General features: G+C 39.1%; 18 protein-coding genes. 5 read left to right on the top strand and 13 right to left on the bottom strand.

The features are described from left to right. The first annotated feature begins 29 nt into the window (after positions 1 to 29). The 4 genes from RWP09_RS02495 to RWP09_RS02480 are packed head-to-tail and all read left to right on the top strand — an operon-like array spanning position 30 to position 2,984. Positions 30 to 710: an amino acid ABC transporter permease gene (locus RWP09_RS02495; protein WP_261038157.1), complete on the top strand. Its 681-nt coding sequence runs from the start codon at positions 30 to 32 to the stop codon at positions 708 to 710. After that, positions 670 to 1,347 carry an amino acid ABC transporter permease gene (locus RWP09_RS02490; protein ID WP_261038158.1) on the top strand — a complete coding sequence of 226 codons (678 nt, stop codon included), beginning with the start codon at positions 670 to 672 and terminating at the stop codon, positions 1,345 to 1,347. The genes RWP09_RS02495 and RWP09_RS02490 overlap by 41 nt, the downstream gene beginning before the upstream one ends. Then, positions 1,348 to 2,106 carry an amino acid ABC transporter ATP-binding protein gene (locus tag RWP09_RS02485; RefSeq protein ID WP_000004999.1) on the top strand — a complete coding sequence of 253 codons (759 nt, stop codon included), beginning with the start codon at positions 1,348 to 1,350 and terminating at the stop codon, positions 2,104 to 2,106. It begins immediately after the preceding gene. Positions 2,107 to 2,117: 11 nt separating this feature from the next. After that, positions 2,118 to 2,984 (top strand): cysteine ABC transporter substrate-binding protein, encoded by an 867-nt coding sequence (locus RWP09_RS02480; RefSeq protein ID WP_049510630.1) that lies wholly within the window; start codon positions 2,118 to 2,120, stop codon positions 2,982 to 2,984. 69 nt (positions 2,985 to 3,053) lie between these two features. Here RWP09_RS02480 and RWP09_RS02475 read toward each other — a convergent pair whose 3' ends face one another. The 3 genes from RWP09_RS02475 to RWP09_RS02465 are packed head-to-tail and all read right to left on the bottom strand — an operon-like array spanning position 3,054 to position 7,872. Next, positions 3,054 to 6,464 carry a G5 domain-containing protein gene (locus RWP09_RS02475; RefSeq protein ID WP_261038159.1) on the bottom strand — a complete coding sequence of 1,137 codons (3,411 nt, stop codon included), beginning with the start codon at positions 6,462 to 6,464 and terminating at the stop codon, positions 3,054 to 3,056. A 46-nt stretch (positions 6,465 to 6,510) separates the two neighbouring features. Beyond that, positions 6,511 to 6,942 carry a hypothetical protein gene (locus tag RWP09_RS02470; protein WP_000467199.1) on the bottom strand — a complete coding sequence of 144 codons (432 nt, stop codon included), beginning with the start codon at positions 6,940 to 6,942 and terminating at the stop codon, positions 6,511 to 6,513. 18 nt (positions 6,943 to 6,960) lie between these two features. After that, positions 6,961 to 7,872 carry a hypothetical protein gene (locus RWP09_RS02465; RefSeq protein ID WP_261038160.1) on the bottom strand — a complete coding sequence of 304 codons (912 nt, stop codon included), beginning with the start codon at positions 7,870 to 7,872 and terminating at the stop codon, positions 6,961 to 6,963. A 96-nt stretch (positions 7,873 to 7,968) separates the two neighbouring features. Between RWP09_RS02465 and RWP09_RS02460 the strand changes: the two genes are divergently transcribed. Continuing rightward, entirely contained in the window at positions 7,969 to 8,205 is a 237-nt protein-coding gene (locus RWP09_RS02460) for a helix-turn-helix transcriptional regulator (protein ID WP_239665260.1), read from the top strand. Positions 8,206 to 8,401: 196 nt separating this feature from the next. Here the strand turns inward: RWP09_RS02460 and pyrE are convergent, their stop codons facing one another. The 10 genes from pyrE to typA form a co-directional block, all read right to left on the bottom strand. Further along, positions 8,402 to 9,034: an orotate phosphoribosyltransferase gene (gene pyrE, locus RWP09_RS02455; RefSeq protein WP_314433642.1), complete on the bottom strand. Its 633-nt coding sequence runs from the start codon at positions 9,032 to 9,034 to the stop codon at positions 8,402 to 8,404. Positions 9,035 to 9,067: 33 nt separating this feature from the next. Continuing rightward, positions 9,068 to 9,769 (bottom strand): orotidine-5'-phosphate decarboxylase, encoded by a 702-nt coding sequence (gene pyrF / locus RWP09_RS02450; protein WP_314433640.1) that lies wholly within the window; start codon positions 9,767 to 9,769, stop codon positions 9,068 to 9,070. Between the two features lie 347 nt (positions 9,770 to 10,116). Continuing rightward, the gene (locus RWP09_RS02445; RefSeq protein ID WP_314433638.1) at positions 10,117 to 11,361 is read right to left on the bottom strand and encodes a cell division protein FtsQ/DivIB; all 1,245 of its coding nucleotides are present in this window, start codon (positions 11,359 to 11,361) and stop codon (positions 10,117 to 10,119) included. 9 nt (positions 11,362 to 11,370) lie between these two features. Further along, positions 11,371 to 12,429, bottom strand: a complete 1,059-nt coding sequence (locus RWP09_RS02440) for a UDP-N-acetylglucosamine--N-acetylmuramyl-(pentapeptide) pyrophosphoryl-undecaprenol N-acetylglucosamine transferase (protein WP_314433635.1) — start codon at positions 12,427 to 12,429, stop codon at positions 11,371 to 11,373. 1 nt (position 12,430) lies between these two features. Beyond that, positions 12,431 to 13,783 (bottom strand): UDP-N-acetylmuramoyl-L-alanine--D-glutamate ligase, encoded by a 1,353-nt coding sequence (gene murD, locus RWP09_RS02435; protein WP_314433632.1) that lies wholly within the window; start codon positions 13,781 to 13,783, stop codon positions 12,431 to 12,433. Positions 13,784 to 13,808: 25 nt separating this feature from the next. After that, a complete protein-coding gene (locus RWP09_RS02430) occupies positions 13,809 to 14,018 on the bottom strand; it encodes a hypothetical protein (protein ID WP_049524124.1) in 210 nt (69 codons plus the stop codon). 20 nt (positions 14,019 to 14,038) lie between these two features. After that, complete coding sequence (locus RWP09_RS02425; protein ID WP_000571283.1) at positions 14,039 to 14,680, bottom strand: ABC transporter ATP-binding protein; 642 nt, start codon at positions 14,678 to 14,680, stop codon at positions 14,039 to 14,041. A 1-nt stretch (position 14,681) separates the two neighbouring features. Then, positions 14,682 to 16,703: a bacteriocin-associated integral membrane family protein gene (locus RWP09_RS02420; protein WP_314433627.1), complete on the bottom strand. Its 2,022-nt coding sequence runs from the start codon at positions 16,701 to 16,703 to the stop codon at positions 14,682 to 14,684. A gap of 368 nt (positions 16,704 to 17,071) precedes the next feature. After that, a complete protein-coding gene (locus RWP09_RS02415; protein WP_314433625.1) occupies positions 17,072 to 17,326 on the bottom strand; it encodes a DUF3165 family protein in 255 nt (84 codons plus the stop codon). Positions 17,327 to 17,345: 19 nt separating this feature from the next. Continuing rightward, positions 17,346 to 19,187, bottom strand: a complete 1,842-nt coding sequence (gene typA, locus RWP09_RS02410) for a translational GTPase TypA (RefSeq protein ID WP_000164108.1) — start codon at positions 19,185 to 19,187, stop codon at positions 17,346 to 17,348. Between the last annotated feature and the right edge of the window lie 141 nt (positions 19,188 to 19,328).

Raw genomic sequence — 19,328 nt, 5'->3', positions numbered from 1 at the left:
GTATTATTTCTAGATGGGAGGTTTTATTTTTGGATTGGTCCATTGTTGAACAATATCTACCACTATATCAAAAGGCATTCTTTCTGACCTTGCATATTGCAGTTTGGGGAATTTTGGGATCCTTTCTGCTCGGTTTAATCGTTAGTATCATCCGGCATTATCGAATTCCTATTTTGGCACAAGTAGCGACAGCCTACATTGAATTGTCACGTAATACGCCCCTTTTGATTCAACTCTTCTTTCTCTACTTCGGACTTCCTAGAGTAGGGATTGTCCTATCTTCAGAAGTCTGTGCCACTTTAGGACTGGTCTTTTTAGGAGGCTCCTATATGGCAGAATCTTTCCGAAGTGGGCTGGAAGCCGTCAGTCAAACCCAGCAGGAGATTGGATTAGCTATCGGTCTGACACCTGTACAGGTCTTTCGCTATGTGGTCCTTCCGCAAGCAACAGCGGTAGCACTCCCCTCCTTTAGTGCCAATGTCATTTTCCTCATCAAGGAAACCTCTGTTTTCTCAGCAGTGGCTTTGGCCGACCTCATGTACGTCGCTAAGGACTTGATTGGGCTCTACTATGAAACAGACATTGCGCTGGCTATGTTGGTAGGTGCTTATCTGATCATGTTGCTACCCATCTCACTGGTCTTTAGCTGGATAGAAAGGAGGCTCCGCCATGCAGGATTCGGGAATCCAAGTACTCTTTCAGGGAAATAATCTCCTGAGAATCTTACAGGGATTGGGTGTTACGATTGGCATATCCATCCTGTCTGTCCTCTTATCCATGATGTTCGGAACAGTCATGGGAATCATCATGACCTCCCATTCTAAAATCGTACGATTTTTAACACGATTGTATCTGGAATTTATCCGTATCATGCCCCAGCTGGTGCTACTCTTCATCGTTTACTTTGGTTTAGCTCGAAACTTTAATATCAATATCTCAGGTGAGACTTCAGCTATTATCGTTTTTACCCTCTGGGGAACAGCTGAAATGGGGGACTTGGTACGTGGAGCTATCACTTCTCTTCCTAAACATCAGTTTGAAAGTGGACAGGCGCTCGGCTTGACCAATGTTCAACTTTACTACCACATTATCATCCCACAGGTTTTGAGAAGACTGCTACCGCAGGCCATTAACCTTGTCACTCGGATGATCAAAACCACTTCCTTAGTCGTATTGATTGGAGTTGTAGAGGTTACCAAAGTTGGACAACAAATCATCGATAGCAATCGCTTGACTATCCCAACTGCTTCCTTTTGGATTTATGGAACCATTCTGGTCTTATATTTCGCAGTTTGCTTTCCTATTTCCAAACTATCCACTCACTTAGAAAAACATTGGAGGAACTAAATGTCTGAAACTATCTTAGAAATCAAGGAACTAAAAAAATCCTTCGGAGACAATCCTATCCTCCAAGGACTTTCTCTGGATATCAAAAAAGGGGAAGTTGTGGTTATTCTGGGGCCATCTGGTTGTGGGAAAAGTACTCTCCTTCGTTGCCTCAATGGCTTAGAAAGTATTCAGGGTGGAGATATACTGCTGGATGGCCAGTCCATCGTTGAAAATAAAAAAGATTTTCACCTAGTTCGCCAAAAGATTGGCATGGTCTTTCAAAGCTATGAACTCTTTCCCCATCTGGATGTCCTTCAAAACCTCATCCTAGGCCCTATCAAGGCTCAGGGACGCGACAAGAAGGAAGTAACGGAAGAAGCTCTGCAACTACTGGAACGTGTTGGTTTGCTAGACAAACAACATAGCTTTGCTCGTCAATTATCTGGCGGACAAAAGCAACGGGTTGCAATTGTCCGTGCCCTCCTCATGCATCCAGAAATTATCCTCTTTGACGAAGTGACGGCTTCGCTGGATCCAGAAATGGTGCGCGAGGTTCTAGAACTGATCAATGATTTGGCCCAAGAAGGGCGCACCATGATTCTAGTAACTCACGAAATGCAGTTTGCTCAAGCTATTGCAGATCGGATTATCTTCCTCGACCAAGGAAAAATCGCTGAAGAGGGAACGGCTCAAGCCTTCTTTACTAATCCTCAAACCAAACGAGCTCAGGAATTTTTAAACGTCTTTGACTTTAGCCAATTTGGCTCATATCTATAAAGGAGATTCTTATGAAACTATTCAAACCACTCTTAACTGTTTTGGCACTTGCCTTTGCCCTTATCTTTGTCACAGCTTGTAGCTCAGGTGGAAATGGTGGTGCCTCATCTGGTAAAACCACTGCCAAGGCTCGCACTATCGATGAAATCAAAAAAAGCGGTGAGCTACGAATCGCTGTATTTGGAGACAAGAAACCCTTTGGTTACGTTGACAATGACGGTTCTTACCAAGGTTACGATATTGAACTTGGAAACCAACTGGCCCAAGACCTTGGTGTCAAGGTTAAATACGTTTCCGTCGATGCTGCCAACCGTGCTGAATACTTGATTTCAAACAAGGTAGATATTACTCTTGCCAACTTTACAGTGACTGACGAACGCAAGAAACAAGTTGATTTTGCCCTTCCATACATGAAAGTTTCTCTGGGTGTCGTATCACCTAAGACTGGTCTCATTACAGACGTCAAACAACTTGAAGGCAAAACCTTGATTGTCACAAAAGGAACAACTGCTGAGACTTATTTTGAAAAGAATCATCCAGAAATCAAACTCCAAAAATACGACCAATACAGTGACTCTTACCAAGCCCTTCTTGACGGACGTGGAGATGCCTTTTCAACTGACAATACTGAAGTCCTAGCTTGGGCGCTTGAAAATAAAGGATTTGAAGTAGGAATTACTTCCCTCGGTAATCCTGATACCATTGCGGCAGCAGTTCAAAAAGGCAACCAAGAATTGCTAGACTTCATCAATAAAGATATTGAAAAATTAGGTAAGGAAAACTTCTTCCACAAGGCCTATGAAAAAACACTTCACCCAACCTACGGTGACGCTGCTAAAGCAGATGACCTTGTTGTTGAGGGCGGAAAAGTTGACTAAGTTTTAAAAAGAAAAACGGACAAGACTAGAATTCTGATAATCAGAATCTCTATCTTGTTCGTTTTTTATCTAGTCCATCATAGATGCAATTTCCATTATTGCAACAACGTTTGTTGGATTATCAGAAGTCAATGAATGATTTGCGAACCCAAGAGCAACACGGAATTGTACATTCTTGTTTGCTGGGCTATAACCATCACCCATCATCATAGCTGCATAGTGACCTGGTGAGTGTTTCCATACAGTATAGAAGTAGTGAGCTAACGCTTTTTCATTTGTAAGACTTACAATATCCCAAACAGATGTTGTTTCTGCTGTATTTTCAGTCATTGCATTTGTTTGTTTATAGAACTCTGGATCATAAGCAGTTGACCAACGAGAGCCGTCCGGACGTTTGTGCTTACCTTCCTTCTTACCTTGGTAACGCAATGAACCATGATCTGCCATTTCATTTGCACGAATATTGGCAACTCGAGTTAGTTCGCTATCATCTGCTGCGATTGTTGCAGGAGTCAATCCTTTACGAGTACGTTCTTCGTTAAGAAGTTCCATGAAGTGTTCATTAAGTTTACGATTATCTACGATTTGTTCAAGCTTATCAAGTTCTGCTTGAGAGAGGCGAGATGCTTTCCAAACTGAGATAAGTCCACTGTCTCGAGGAAGTTCATCTCCGTCATCTGTTTCATCAACAGCTACACGATCTTTATCAGCTTGAGAAAGATTATCGTGTAGATACTTAGCGCTGCGGTGATCTTCATTGTTTGGATCCAAACCATTTTCACCTAAACTCTTAATATCTTTCCATGTGCCATCAATGTCATAATTGTCATCACTTATTGGAACTACAACATCTGTTGGATCAGCAACTCGTTTTTTCTTAGTACCATTAAAGATAATTGTATCAACTGCATCCTTAGTTTCTACTAGTTCACGACTCTTAATAGTTCGTTCACCAGTTTTATTGTTTACTGAAATAACTTTGCTGTAACGTTTAAATCCGTCACGTCCATTTTCAGTACGGGTTTCACCTTCAAAAAGGTTAGAATCATTTTCTGTTCGAGAACCATGAGAAATTGTTTCAGTTTCTTCTTCAGTAACTTCAGACATCAATTTCTTAGTTCCATAATGAACAACTTTTTGTTTTGCAGGGACAGTTTTAATCAGTTCACGGCTCACTTCTGTACGGTTTTGATTTTCATCATTGATGTACTTAACTTTGTAAGTTTCCTTACCATTTACTGCATCTTCAACTCGCTCATCACCCTCGTAAAGTTCAGGATCAACTACACGTTTTTCACCTACAGAAACAATTACTTTATCTTCGTTAGCATAAGTGTAACGATCTTTAGTTCCAACTTCGACTACTTCATCCACTGCTAGAACAGTTTCAGTATTGATTAGCTCACTCTTAACAAGTTTACCATCTTCATAGTAGTCTTTGTAGTTTTCAATGATTTCACCGTTTTTACCTTTAGTTTTAACAACTCGTTGATCAGAGAAGAGTTTGTCGCTTTTAACTTCAACAATCTTGAAGTTTTCACCAGCTTTGCGTTCAACTCGAGTTTTATTTTCTGTTAAAACTTTATGAGTTCCAACTCGAACAACCTCTTTAACCGGTTTAACTTCATCGCTTTTAACTACAGAAAAACGACCATCACCATAAACAATTGTAGTTTCTGTATAAGAACCTTTTTGACCCTTAGTTTCTACTACACGTTTTCCTTCATTTAATGTCTCATCTTTAACTTCTTCAGTTTCGTAATTTACTTCAACTGTTCGAGAAGTGCGACTTACTTCAATGTTTTGACCAGTTCCGATTTCTACAATTTCATCAACTGCAGGAACTTCATTTTCTCGTTTTTCATCACGAGAAACTTCTGTACCATCTGAAGTAGTGACAACAGTAGTTACAAGTTCATAAGAACCATCCTTACCGGCTTGAATGACTTTTTTCTCACCTTTAGGAAGGTCAGGGGTTGTGTTGCTAGTAACTTTATGTTCAACTTTGTGAGTTTCACGAGTTACAGTTTCAATGTTTTTCTTAGCAACTTTTGTTCCAACATGGACAACTCTGTTTTTAGCTTCTTTTTGAGTAGAAGAAACAAGAGTTCGACCAGTTTCTACACCGTCTTCAAGTGTTATAGTATAGACTTCAAGTTTTTCACCATCTTGACCGACTTCCACTTCTTTTTCTACTCCAGCATCCAAGTTTTCATCTGGAACGTATTCTGTACCATGATGGATAGGAGTGCGAACAACCTCTTCTTTTATAGTACGAACGACTTCTTTAGAAGTTTTAGTACCAACATAGATAACTTTATCAACTGCAGGAGTTGTTTGAATTCCTGTTGCTACACGACTAACTTCTACACCATTTTCAATGGTAATTGTGTAAGTTGTTTCTGTTTTTCCTGCAACACCTTCTTGAACAACTTGAGTCTCCCCAAGGTTAAGGTTTGCATCTGGGACATGTTGTACCCCAGGTTCAATAACAGAAGTTTGTACTTCAGTTCGAGTAGTTACGACTTTTTTAACTTCAGGCTGAGCTGGAACTTCCGGTTTCGCTGGAATAGCTGGTTTAATAACTTCTTCAGTCGTTGTTTCGCCAACTACAGTATTAGTTTTACCAGTTTCAACTTGTTCTTTGTTCCTTGAAAGGTTTGATTGATTACCTTCTACCTTATCTTTTTTCTCTTCTAAAGTTTTTTCTTCTTTAGTTTGATTTCCAGTTGTTTGGTCTTTATTTTCTGGAATAGTTGGAGTTGCCGGTTTAACCTCAACTTCTTTTTTCTCTTCCTTTTTATCTAAGACCTTATCTTTTTCTGGTTTAGCTTCAGGCAACGCAGGCTGGACTTCAGGAGTTCCTTTTTCACTAACTACCAATTCTGGAAGTTTAGGTTGAACAGCTGAAATACCTTTGTCATCTGTAACTACAAGTGATGGCAGTTCTGGTTGAACAGCCAGCTTCCCTTTTTCTGATGTTGATTTTTCTATTTCAACTTTTTCAGTTAGGTTATCAGATTTTACCAATATTTTATTATCTTTATTAGCTACTTCTAATTTAGAAACTTGCTCAACTGCATCTTCACCCTCAGTTCCTACCTGTGACTTAAGCTTTTCCTCTACCTTCGTTATTTCTGATAATTTTTCATATGATTTATCGAGAGATTTAATCGAATCTTCAGAACCAACTTTTTTAGTAGCTACAAATACTTTAGCCAATTCCTCTTTGGCATCTACTTTAGGTAGAAAACTCTTCTCTGTTTCTTTAATAGTATCAGTTGTTGTGTATTCTTTTTCTTTTGAAGAAGAGTATGAAACGGTAACACTTTCACATTGTCCTTGATTTTGACTCGATTGATTTTGCAACACAACTGTTCCAGCTGAAATTCCTAAAAGTGCGATAATTGCTGCTGAGATTATCCAACCTCTTCTACCTTTTTTCAAAGTCTTTTTTTCATTAGTATTTTGTCTATCCATCTTTATTTTCCTGACTTTTCAATGATTATATTTTTACATACTTAAACTATCTAATATATTTTTTAGAAAAACGATAATTTCGAACAGTACCTATAATGCCTCCTAAGCTACATGTAAATAAAATCAAAATAAAAATGGAAAAGCTATCGCCAATTACTTTAATACTATATAGATAATTAAAAATTAAAAATAAAGGTAGCGAAATCGGCAGTATAGTACAGCTCACAGCAGCTCGTCTCATTTCTTTGGTCTCTCCACTCATAAACCAAGTCAAAGGTAAAAATCTCATCCAGTTTAGATATTCTTTCTGTTGGATTTTTTCTTCAAACAAATGAGTAAATAAAGTATAAAACGGCAATGCGACATAGTAAGTTGCTTTGACTAAAAAGTACATTACAGTTATAAAAATGGCAAAACCCCACCACATATCTCTAACTGTTTGATCAATATCACTTTCATATTTCGGTTTTCCAAACATCTTATTTCTCCTAATCTATTATTTCATTAAATTTGTAAATGTATTAATTGTTGTCATTTTGTTATTGTAATCAACTTTTCTTTGTAATTCTTGAAACTGATAATTTAATTGCTCTGTCCTCATCATGTCTTCATACATATTTTGCGCTTGGCCTAGGTCATAGGCTCTACCTTGATCAATTACATTAACCATATAAGCAAAAGCATCAAAATGAATATCTAACCCTGCTTGTTGCCTTGCATAAACAAATGGAATACTATTCAATTTCTCCATACAATAGTTTCTAGCTTGAGCAACTTCATCCTTATGTTTTTTTACTTGATCTGCTATTGGTTTTTCATGCTTCACTCGTTGATAAGCAAAATAAATTGGAGACCATAGCAGAACCCATGCTCCCACCCAAAGGGAGTATTCAAAAGGTTTACTTAAGATTCCTAAACCAGAACTAGAAAATTCACCAAGTCTATCTATATAGGCAACTAAGAACAATGAACCTAAAATTCTGAAAATCCATCCCAAAACACTTAATTTCGGGTTGATAAGAGAAACATGTTTTCCATCTACTATATAAAAATACTTAGTCAGGTCTTCTACTCTTTTAGACCAAATAGCAGCTTCAACTATTAAGTTTCTACTACGTTTAGGCTCTTCTATTGTCGAAAGATATTCTTGTAAAACAGTCTGGTATGATTGCGGATTAACGATAGGATAATATTCATATTTTTTGCCTTCTGCAGTAATGACATCCAGTGAATGGTATGCCCCATTATCAAAAACTTCAGACCAATGTTTATTTGGTAACCGCCCTTTTACATAAGCTTCCCAAATAGTCCATTCATCAAACAAATCTGACTTAGATTCATCCGGAATAATTCCTAAAAAATAATCTAACTCATTCTCCTCTTGAGAAATAATATCACTCTTATTCATCTATAACTCTCCTTTCCTAGTTATTTTATCATATTGTGGATATATACACAATATGAAGTCAGATACTTTTTTCTTATAATTAAATAAAAGGAGTTGATGACGATAATCAGTTTTAACCCACTCTGGGCTACAATGAAGAAAAAAGAAGTTTCTCAATACAAGTTATTAAAATCCGGAGTTGATAATAAAACTCTTGACAGCTTAAAGAAAAATAAAAACATAACTTTACTAACTTTAGAAAAGCTATGTCGGATTTTAGATTGTCTTCCAAATGATATCGTTGAATTTATCGAAGAAACTCCCGATTCTAATATTCGTAACACATTTACCTAGTTCTAATATTTATTCTTATGTCATAATATCTACGTTATCTACCCTCCCTACCATTGTTCACAATATAAAACAAGTAGTACTCTTCAAACCACATCAGCTTCACCTTGGATTATATTTGATTTTCATTGAGTATAAGATCCAATAACATTACAAAAAGAAATCAGGTAATCCTAGTGACTACCTGATTTTCTATGTTTTAGGTATTTTGCCAATTTTCTTGGTCTTCTTTAAATCGTTTTAGAAGGTCTAGACCTTCTGGTGTGATATAGCCTTCTTCTTGGGCTAGATGAATCAATTCACTGTAGTTAGAAAGCGTCACAAGTTTGACACCTGCATCGGAGAAGTTCTTATCTGCTTTTGGCAGTTGGTAACTGAAAATCGCTACAACTCCAAGCACTTCTGCTCCTTCGCGTTTAGCTGCTGCTACAGCTTCAAGAACAGAACCACCTGTTGAAATGAGATCTTCAACCACTACCATTTTTTGACCTTGAGCTACACGGCCTTCGATTTGGTTACCAGCTCCGTGGTCTTTTGGTTTGCTACGGATATAGGCAAATGGCAGATTCATCTTGTCAGCAATGATAGCTCCGTGTGGAATCCCAGCTGTCGCAGTTCCTGCAATCACTTCTACCTCTGGAAAGGCTTCTTTGATAGCATCCACAAAACCATTCTCAATGAGAGTACGAGTTTCTGGATAGGCTAGTGTCACACGATTATCCGTATAAATGGGTGACTTGATACCAGATGCCCAAGTGAAAGGCTCCTCTGGTTTGAGGTAAACGGCTTGAATTTTTAAGAGGTGGCTAGCGATATCTTTAGCAAGTGTCATGGTATTCTCCTTTTATTTTTCTAATCTAGTTCTTTAATTCCAGTCCTGTGTCCACTCATCCTTGATGGCATGATAAGCTGCAACAGGATCCTCAGCTTGGGTAATGGGACGTCCTACTACGATATAATCACTACCGATTTGATAGGCATCAGCAGGTGTCATCACACGTTTTTGATCTCCAACAGCAGCTCCCTGTGGACGAATGCCCGGTGTCAGACAGATAAAATCTGGATTGGTGGCCTGCTTGATGAGTTGCACTTCCTGAGCCGAGCAAACGACACCATCCAAGCCCGCTTCAGCTGTCTTCTTAGCATAATGAATCACAGACTCTTGCAGGCTGGTTTGGATATTTTGAAACTCCTGCATCTGGGCTTCTGACGTTGATGTAAGCTGAGTAACAGCAATCAATTTGGCTTGACTTCCAAGACCTTCACGCGCCGCCTTCATCATCTCTACACCACCAGCCGCATGGACATTAGTCATATCGACACCAAGCTGAGACAGGACCTTCATAGCTGATTTAACTGTATTGGGAATGTCATGCAGCTTGAGATCCAAAAAGACACTGTGACCCAGGCCTTTCAAGTAAGACACAATCTCAGGACCCGCTGCATAATAAAGCTCCATCCCTACCTTGAGATAAAGGCTTTCTTCTGCTGGGAAAAGAGCTAAAAATTCCTTGACCGCCTCAAAACTAGGAAAATCAAGAGCAATGACTGGACGATGTTCTCGCATAGGTTTCTCCTTTTACCTTTGCTAGTGAGAGAGTCTTAGCAACAGAAGCCACGAAAAAAGGAACCTGCCAACAGCAAGGTTCCACGAAAAATGGGTAGTCTCCACCCTTTCACCGTCTAACCTTAGCTGCCTCTCTGGACTGCTTTAAAGGTTTTCTATTATTCTATTATTTCTACTAGCACTTGTCAAGTAAAAACATGGTCACGTATGTGTCGCGATTTTTGAGAAACTTCAAAATTCCATATAAATAAATGTAGATGCACGAAAGGACTAGCATATACTTATATGCTTTCTACATTTCTCAAAACTCTAGGGTCACTAAATAACTATAAGAGAAAAGGTAAACCCTAGCGACGTGATGAACGCTGACTTGTTTGGTTTTGATTGCCCTCTTCCTCCAGCTTTTTCCTTTCCTCTTCTAGTTTATTCTGCTGTTCTTCTAACTTTTTCTTCTCTTCCTCTTTCTGTTTCTTCTCAGCTTCCTTGGCCTCTTGTTTGGCTTTTTCCTCAGCCTCCATGATTAATTTATCCGCCACAGTGTAGCTGTAAATTCCAGCTTCCATGTCGACCACACTTGGTTCTGACAATTGAGGCTTAATCTTACTGTAATATGGCAATTTCTTACTCATTTCAGATAGAGGAACCAAGACCTCGTCCGAATCATTCATGGTCAATCGAATTAAATCTGAAGTCACCTTGCTTGGGGCTAGTTCCACCTTTTGGATAGTGGCCTTGAGTTCTGGGCTAATTTGAGCAAGTTCTGACGTAAAGGTTTTGATTTGTTCGCTATCATTAAAGAGAACAGATAAATAAGTTTCTGGCAGACTAACCAGGCTCACAGAACTAGTCTCAAGCTGACCACTGGAAAGAATAGGATAATGACTTTCTCCAGAAACATAGTAGGCAACAATATCGTATTCCTTGACCTTGATAGTGAACTTGGTTGGAAATTGATAGACAAGTTGAGCTGATTCAACCCAATAGTTAGACTTAATCTGCTCTTCATATTTTGCCTTATCTAGCAGAAGGTTAATCGTATAATCCGAATCCTGAATACCTGAAGCCTGTCGAATATCATCATCCGTAGTTTGCACCGTTCCCTCAACACGAATATCCTTCATGGTCGCATAAGGACTGAGTAGGTAGGCAGAGACAATCAATAAAAGCAGACTTGGAAATAAAATCGTTAGAGCTCGCAAGATATGGATGGCAGGAATTTTCGGTTTAGCCGATTTCTTCTTTACAGGCTTTTTCTCTCTTTTTTTATCCTGTCCTTCGTTCTCTGTAGACTTTGATTTCTCTTTGGATGCTTCTTTTTTGACGTCTTCTGACTCTTCTACTTTTTCTTCAGACTCTTCCTTAGCTGATTCTGGGTCCTTTGGATCAGATTCATTCTCTTGGTCTTCAGTTTCAGCTGACTCTTCAGATTTTGAAGCCATTCGAGCTTGTCTTTCCTTTTCTTTCTCCTCAGCTAAGGCCGCCTCTTCTTCAGCCTTCTTTTTTAGATATTCTTGGTTTCGTTTCTGCCATTCTGATAACTCTTTCAATTCTTCGAGGATTTCTTTGCCCTCATTTTTCTTATCTTTTGACATTTACTTTCCTTATGATAAATCTTTTTTCAATAATTGATAAAAATCTGCTAGAGATTTCAATTCCTTAGAAGCCTTCATCTTAGCTTGGTAGTCTTCCTTGTGGCTTAGTAAGTGAGAAAGCTTCTCTTCCAAACTATCCAAGGTCAAATCGCTTTCTTGAAGCTCTTCTGCATAGCCTTTTTTTACAAAGTAAGCTGCATTTTCAATCTGGTCACCACGACTAGCTTCACGACCAAGTGGCACAATAACATGTAATTTTGCCATGGCCAAGAGCTCAAAAATCGTATTGGCACCACCACGTGTCACAACAATATCAGCCAATTCCATCAAGGGTTGATAGAGATTGGTCACATAGTCAACACGAAAAAGATTTTGGCTCAACTCGTTCAGGCTAGAATCTCCAGTTAAATTGATAATATTGTATCGTTCTGTCAGCTCTTTCTTATGGTCTGTCACCAATTGGTTAAAGACACGAGCACCTGCAGAACCGCCGACAAACAATACAGTTGGCAATTTAGGATTAAAGTGGGTTTGAATATCCACCAATTCATCGGGTTCTAGAGTTTTTTGATCTGAAACCTTTGTCACCGCTCCCACATGCTCAACCTTAGACAAACTTGAATCTTGCTCAAAGGTTGAATACATCTTCGTCGCAAATTTATAAGCAATTTTATTGGCCAAGCCCATAGATAGGTCAGATTCGTGAATAAAGACAGGCACTCCTGAAACACGCGCAGCGATAACAGGCGGTACTGAGACAAAGCCTCCCTTTGAAAAAAGAGCCTGTGGACGAAGTCGTAACATGATAAAGAGCGACTGGACAATTCCCCAGCCAACTTTGAAGACGTCCAGCATATTTTGCCAAGAGAAATAACGACGCAATTTTCCAGTCGCAATGGAATGGAAGGTGACATCCAAACCTGACTTAAGGATTTCTTGGTGTTCGATCCCACGCTTGTCTCCGATATAGTGGACTTCCCAACCATCTTCGATGAACTTGGGCATTAACAAAAGGTTGAGGGTCACGTGTCCAACCGTCCCCCCACCTGTAAAGACAATTTTTTTCATATTATTCCTTTAACTCCGCTACTGTGTCGATAAAAAGGTCGCCACGTACTTCAAAGTTAGCATACATATCCCAGCTGGCATTGGCTGGACTGAGAAGAACCACGTCTCCTTGATTCGCAAGTTCATAGGCCTTGCGAGTCGCATCTGCAATATCAGTCGCATCCACATAAGACACACCAGCCTTGTCTGCTGCCCGTTTGACACGTTCTGCAGACTGACCGAGGATGACCATCTTCTTGAGTCCAGTAATATCTGGCACCAGTTCGTCAAACTCATTACCACGGTCCAAACCACCTGCAATCAAAATGACCTTGCTGTTGTTAAATCCTGACAAGGCTTTTTGAGTAGCCAAGATATTGGTTGACTTGCTATCATTATAGAATTTGACACCCTTGATTTCATCCACAAATTGGAGACGGTGTTTGACACCACCAAAGGCTGAAAGAGTTTCTTTGATGGTTTGGTTATCCACACCACGAAGCTTGGCTACAGCAATCGTCGCAAGGGCATTTTCCACATTGTGGCTACCTGGAACTCCGATTTCATTCGCTGCCATGACCACTTCCCCACGGAAGTAGAGCTGACCATCTTCCAGATAAGCACCATCAACCTTTTCCTGTGTTGAAAATAGTACAACTGTAGCTTGTGTTTTTCTTGCCAATTCTTTTGCCAAGTCTTGGTTAAAGTTCAAGACAAGGAAATCAGCCGCTGTCATCTTGTTCTGGATATTCCACTTGGCTGCTACATACTCTTCAAACGAGCCATGGTAGTCGATATGAGTTGGCATGAGGTTAGTAATAACCGCAATCTCAGGATGGAATTCTTGAACGCCCATCAATTGGAAAGAAGAAAGTTCCATGACAAGCGTATCCTTGTCTGTCGCAGTTTGGGCCACTTGACTAGCTGGATAGCCGATATTCCCTGATAAGAGACCATGTTGACCAGCAGCAGTCAAGACTTCTCCAATCATAGTCGTTGTAGTTGTTTTACCATTGGAACCAGTAATACCAACAATCGGTGCTTCTGAAATCAAGTAAGCCAATTCCACCTCAGTCAAGACTGGAATTCCCTTGGCCAAAGCCTTTTCAATCATAGGATTGCTGTAAGGGATACCTGGATTTTTTACCATGAGGGCAAACTCTTCATCCAAAAGTTCCAAAGGATGGCCACCTGTGATAACCTTGATTCCTTCCTCCAGCAAACTTTGGGCAGCTGGATTGTCCTCGAAAGGTTTCCCGTCATTTACTGTCACAATGGCACCTAGCTTGTCCAACAAACGAGCTGCAGATTCACCAGACTTGGCCAAACCTAAAACAAGGACTTTCTTATTTTTAAATTGATCTATTACTTTCATGTCTCGAACTCCATTTCTACTCTTACTATTTTACCATTTTTATGGAAATAAAAAAGCCACAAAGTGTGTTTGTGACTCTTTCTTCTAACTGATACTCTTCGAAAATCTCTTCAAACCACGTCAGCTTCGCCTTGCCGTATATATGGTTACTGACTTCGTCAGTTTCATCTACAACCTCAAAGCAGTGCTTTGAGCAGCCTGCGGCTAGCTTCCTAGTTTGCTTTTTGATTTTCATTGAGTATGAATCTTACCATATCATCTATGTGATAAATCGGTAACTCGAATAACTTGGTCCACTTGTTCCCAAATCAGAGGATTGTGGGTCGCAATAATAATAGTTCGATTCGGATTTTTTAAAGATTCTAGGATGGAAAGTAATTCCTCAGAGTTTTTGGGGTCTAGTGAAGCGGTTGGTTCATCTGCGAGGATCAAAGGTGGATCCTTTAAAATTATCTTCGCTAATGCAACACGTTGTGCTTCTCCTCCTGATAATTCAAAGATAGGTTGCTTTAAATCTAAATAAGAGAGGTTAACACGGTTTAGAGCTTGTTTCATCAAAGAGATTTTCTCTTTTTCTTTCAACTTTTTACCAACTAAACCCAGATTGAGATTCTCTTTGACGGTTTGACTTTCAATCAAGCCAAAATCTTGAAATAGGTAACCTAAGTAATCTCTAAAGAAAACAGAAGGCTTGATGTCCTTAAGAGAGGTGCCATCATAGATGATTTGCCCTTTGTCATATGGCTCTAATCGTCCAATCATATTCAAAAGTGTTGTCTTACCACAGCCACTTGTACCGATTAAGGCATAAATTTTCCCACCTTCAAAATGAAGATTCGTATCTGAAAATAGCTGACGGCTTCCAAACTTTTTAGATATATTCTTTAGTTCAATCATCCTATTTTCCTTTCATAATTGTCATAGAAACACGAGATTCTTTCTGTGCTTGACGGTAAAGCGTCAAAACTGCACTAGCTAGAAAGACTAATAAAGTGAGCAAGCCAATCACCAAGTCTCGACTGCTTAAAATAAAGAGACTAGCACCAAATATAAAACTGGCAAATTGACTAACCATATACTGAGCATGTGTTTCAAAAAATCGTAAACCTGAAATTCGTTTAATCAAGATATCTCGGCGGAATTGCTCGAAATATAGAAGATTGACAGAATAAAAGAGTAACAAGGAACTAGCTATCCCCACAATAGCTCCTAGGATTAAAGTTGCTGTTTCAGTTTGAACTTCATTATAACGAGTTAGATAAACACTTCTTCCTTCTTTAAGATAGGATACTTGCTCATAAATTCCAGCTTTCTTCAAGAGTTCTAGCCCACTCTCATATCCTTTGATAAAGAGTTGCTTTCCAGCATTGATAGACCAAATAGATTTTGAAATGAAACTATCACCTGTAGATGTCGGAGTAAACACAACTAAAATCGGATCAGTTAAGTACTGGATGGATACCGGGCTTTCACCGTTATTATAAACAAATCGTTTTTCTCCTGTTGGAAGATAGCTAACAATCGCTCTCATTTCATACTCTAAAGGAGCGTCTTTATCCTCGCTTGATTTTCCGTAATAGTTCAAACGTTCTTCAAAAACTTTCTTAAGTTCTGCTTCCTGTGAACGAAGAGATTCTGGTAATAAGAGTCCAAACTCTCCTTTTTGAAGATGAGCTAGTTTCTGTCTAGTATCATCATTTACAGTAACATTTTCCTTGTCCAAATAACTTGGGCTGACATAAAGAACATTAGCATCTGGACTATAGGTATCCAATGTCTCTCCGTTTTTATTTTTTCCTTGAGGATTTGCAAAATGAATGAGATTATCTTTTACAAATAGAGCCTGTTCTTTTTCAACTGCTTCTTTGGAAAATTCATACCACTTATTCTGATTTTCTGTATCTTTTCCTCTATCACCTAAGCCAAAAGAAATTTGATAATAGTCTGCTCTATCCTGCCATGCTTGTTTTGAAATTTCAAGTTCTTTCAATCGTTGGTAAGACGTCAAACCTGTCTTAACAGCGTAGCCTACTGTAAAAACAGCAACCAACTGACACAATAGGGTTAAAGCCATCAAGCGTTTAAGGGGTAATCTTCCCTTAATAACGGGAACTAATGCTTTGTAACTCAAACTCATTAGATAAAGGAGCATTAGTAAAATTGAAATCGCCAATAAAAACAACAGATAGAAACTAATCCCAAAACCATAGGTGGCTAACAAGATAGGATAAAACAAACCTTGACTAAAAAGAACGACTCCCCCACCTAGGAAGGAAAGGAGGGCTGATAGAAGGAGCCATTTGATATCAGTAGATAAAGAATGCCCCATGATGGATAAGAGAGTCTGACCAGAAAAGAGTTTTATACCTGCTGCTCTCATTTCCTTAATCCGAGTAATAATCACCAGAGCAAAGAAAGATAAGCCAAATATTGCTAAGCTAATTAAAATAAGTGGATTTAGTAACATTCGAAAAGCAAGAGAATAAGGAGGTGTCTTTCGGTCAGGAATTGCTTTATAACCCAAATCTCCTAATTTATCGGCAAGCTTTTCTTTCGTCAAGGAGCCTGATAAAAGGAGATAACTATTTAGTGGATCACTACGTTCACGACTGTCTTGACTAGCTTCTTGGAATTCTTTTGGTAAAGTTCCCTGACCATAAGTTGCATAAGTAAAGTGAGTTGTCCCATCCTTACTCGGCTCTACAATTCTTCTAGCTATTAAACTCTGTTCTGAGTTTGCAAAATTCTCCAATTCCTGTTCAAATACCTCACGCGTCGGCTCTTGAGTATCTTTTTTAACACGAAGTAAGGAGACGGAATCATAGCTTGCATATAAATATTGTGGCGCACGTAAGACAATAATCCAAGCAAGGAAGAAGCTGAGAAAAAAAGTTGATAATAATATGAATAGTTTCTTCATAGTAGACTCCTTGTATAAGAGAATAACCCTATAGAACAAAGATTTTATCTTTTATAAATTCTTAGAATTATTTTCCTAGTTTAATCTATCACACCCTGAGCACCAAGACAACAAATTTAATTCTTTCTTATTTTGAAATCGGTTTCTTATAACTTAAGTATATCACTTTCTATATAATCTATCAACATATTTCACTAAGATATCATTAGTAATGAAGTTTTACAGTTCTCTTAAAAATAGATGTCATTAAAGAATTTTATTTCAGTTTTTCCCATTCATGTTATCCAAGCAAAAGAGATGATATTGACTAAAAGACAATTCAAACTATTGTAAAATTCCTAGCAAAAAAGAGAGTCGAAACTCTCTTTTTATCTTCTTTTAGTTTTATGGACCGACATGAGGGTAATATCTCGCAAGCTAAAGTATGCTAGGAAGAGCATGGCGATTGCGATAAAGAATTCTGTCGGTAGCTGAAAGATTTGCAAGACAGACAACATGAGCAAAATCAAAAGTGCTACGAAAGCAAAGACGACAAGGACGATATTGACTGTCCCTTTAATGCTTTGTGGTGTCGCAAATACATAGAGTAGTAATAAGAGGAGTCCTATGATTAAATAAACCATCTTTATCTCTTTCTAGCTCTTATTCAGCTGATTTTTTCTTCTTGTTAGCTTTCTCACGCTCTGCCTTATTAAGGATTTGTTTACGCAAACGGATAGACTCAGGCGTTACTTCCATGTACTCGTCGTCGTTCAAGAACTCAAGAGACTCTTCAAGTGTCAAGATACGAGGCGTCTTGATAACAGCTGTTTGGTCCTTAGTAGCTGAACGAACGTTGGTCATTTGTTTTGCCTTAGTGATGTTAACTGTCAAGTCATTTTCACGAGAGTTTTCACCGATGATCATTCCTTCATAAACTTCAGTACCTGGGTTGACAAAGATCGTACCACGTTCTTCGATAGACATGATTGAGTAAGTTGTAGCCTTACCAGCATCGATAGAAACAAGGGCACCACGGTGACGACCACCAATTTCACCTGGAATCAATGGCAAGTATTGGTCGAAGGTATGGTTCATGATACCGTAACCACGAGTCATTGACAAGAACTCAGTTGAGTATCCAATCAAACCACGCGCTGGAACAAGGAAGACCAAACGAGTTTGACCATTACCAGTTGAAATCATATCCAACATTTCACCCTTACGTTCAGAAAGGCTTTGGATAACAGACCCTTGGTATTCTTCTGGAGTGTCAATTTGAACACGTTCAAATGGTTCGCATTTAACACCGTCGATTTCTTTTACGATAACCTCTGGACGAGATACTTGAAGTTCATATCCCTCACGACGCATTGTTTCGATAAGAATTGACAAGTGCAATTCTCCACGTCCTGAAACTGTCCATTTATCTGGTGAATCAGTTGGGTCAACACGAAGGGAAACGTCTGTTTGCAATTCTGCCTGCAAACGTTCTTCTACCTTACGAGAAGTTACCCATTTACCTTCTTTACCAGCAAATGGTGAGTTATTGACCAAGAAAGTCATTTGAAGAGTTGGTTCATCGATGTGTAGGATTGGAAGAGCTTCAATTGCGTCTGTCGGAGTAATGGTTTCACCGACAAAGATGTCTTCCATACCTGAAACGGCAATTAAGTCACCCGCTTTAGCTTCTTGGATTTCACGACGTTCCAAACCAAAGAAACCGAAGAGTTTTGTAACACGGAAGTTTTTAGTTGTGCCGTCAAGTTTAGACAGGGTAACTTGGTCCCCAACCTTAACAGTACCACGGAAGACACGACCGATACCGATACGACCAACGAAGTCGTTGTAGTCCAAAAGCGATACTTGGAACTGCAAAGGCTCATCTGAGTTATCTACTGGAGCTGGGATATGGTCGATAATTGTGTCAAAGATTGGTGCCATAGTCGCTTCTTGGTCAGCTGGATCATCTGACAATGAAGAAGTTCCGTTGATCGCTGAAGCATACACCACTGGGAAATCAAGCTGGTCGTCATCTGCACCAAGCTCGATGAAAAGTTCCAAGACTTCGTCCACTACTTCTGCTGGACGAGCTGATGGTTTATCAATTTTGTTAACAACAACGATTGGGACAAGATCTTGTTCCAAGGCTTTTTTCAATACGAAACGAGTCTGTGGCATGGTTCCTTCGTAGGCATCTACGACTAAGACAACACCGTCAACCATTTTCATGATACGCTCAACTTCTCCACCGAAGTCCGCGTGTCCTGGTGTGTCCATAATATTGATACGAGTTCCGTTATAGGCAACGGCTGTATTTTTAGCAAGGATGGTAATTCCACGCTCTTTTTCGATATCGTTTGAGTCCATAGCACGCTCTGCCAATTCAGTACGTGCATCAAGCGTTTCTGATTGTTTCAATAATTCGTCAACGAGGGTTGTTTTACCGTGGTCAACGTGGGCGATAATCGCAATGTTACGGATATCTTCTCTTAATTTTGTCATGATTTCCTCTATAATATTCAAATTTTATTTTCTAACTGAACGATTATACCATAATTTCAAGTAAATAACATAATTCAAGCAAGTGTAAATGTTTTCACTCCGCTTTTCTTTTCACGTCAAGCCTTTTCAAAGCAAGCGACT

The organism is uncultured Streptococcus sp. (genome assembly GCF_963521255.1).
GTDB lineage: Bacteria > Bacillota > Bacilli > Lactobacillales > Streptococcaceae > Streptococcus.
The sequence above is the reverse complement of the archived record's forward strand: the minus strand, read 5'-3'. Positions and strand labels throughout refer to the sequence as shown.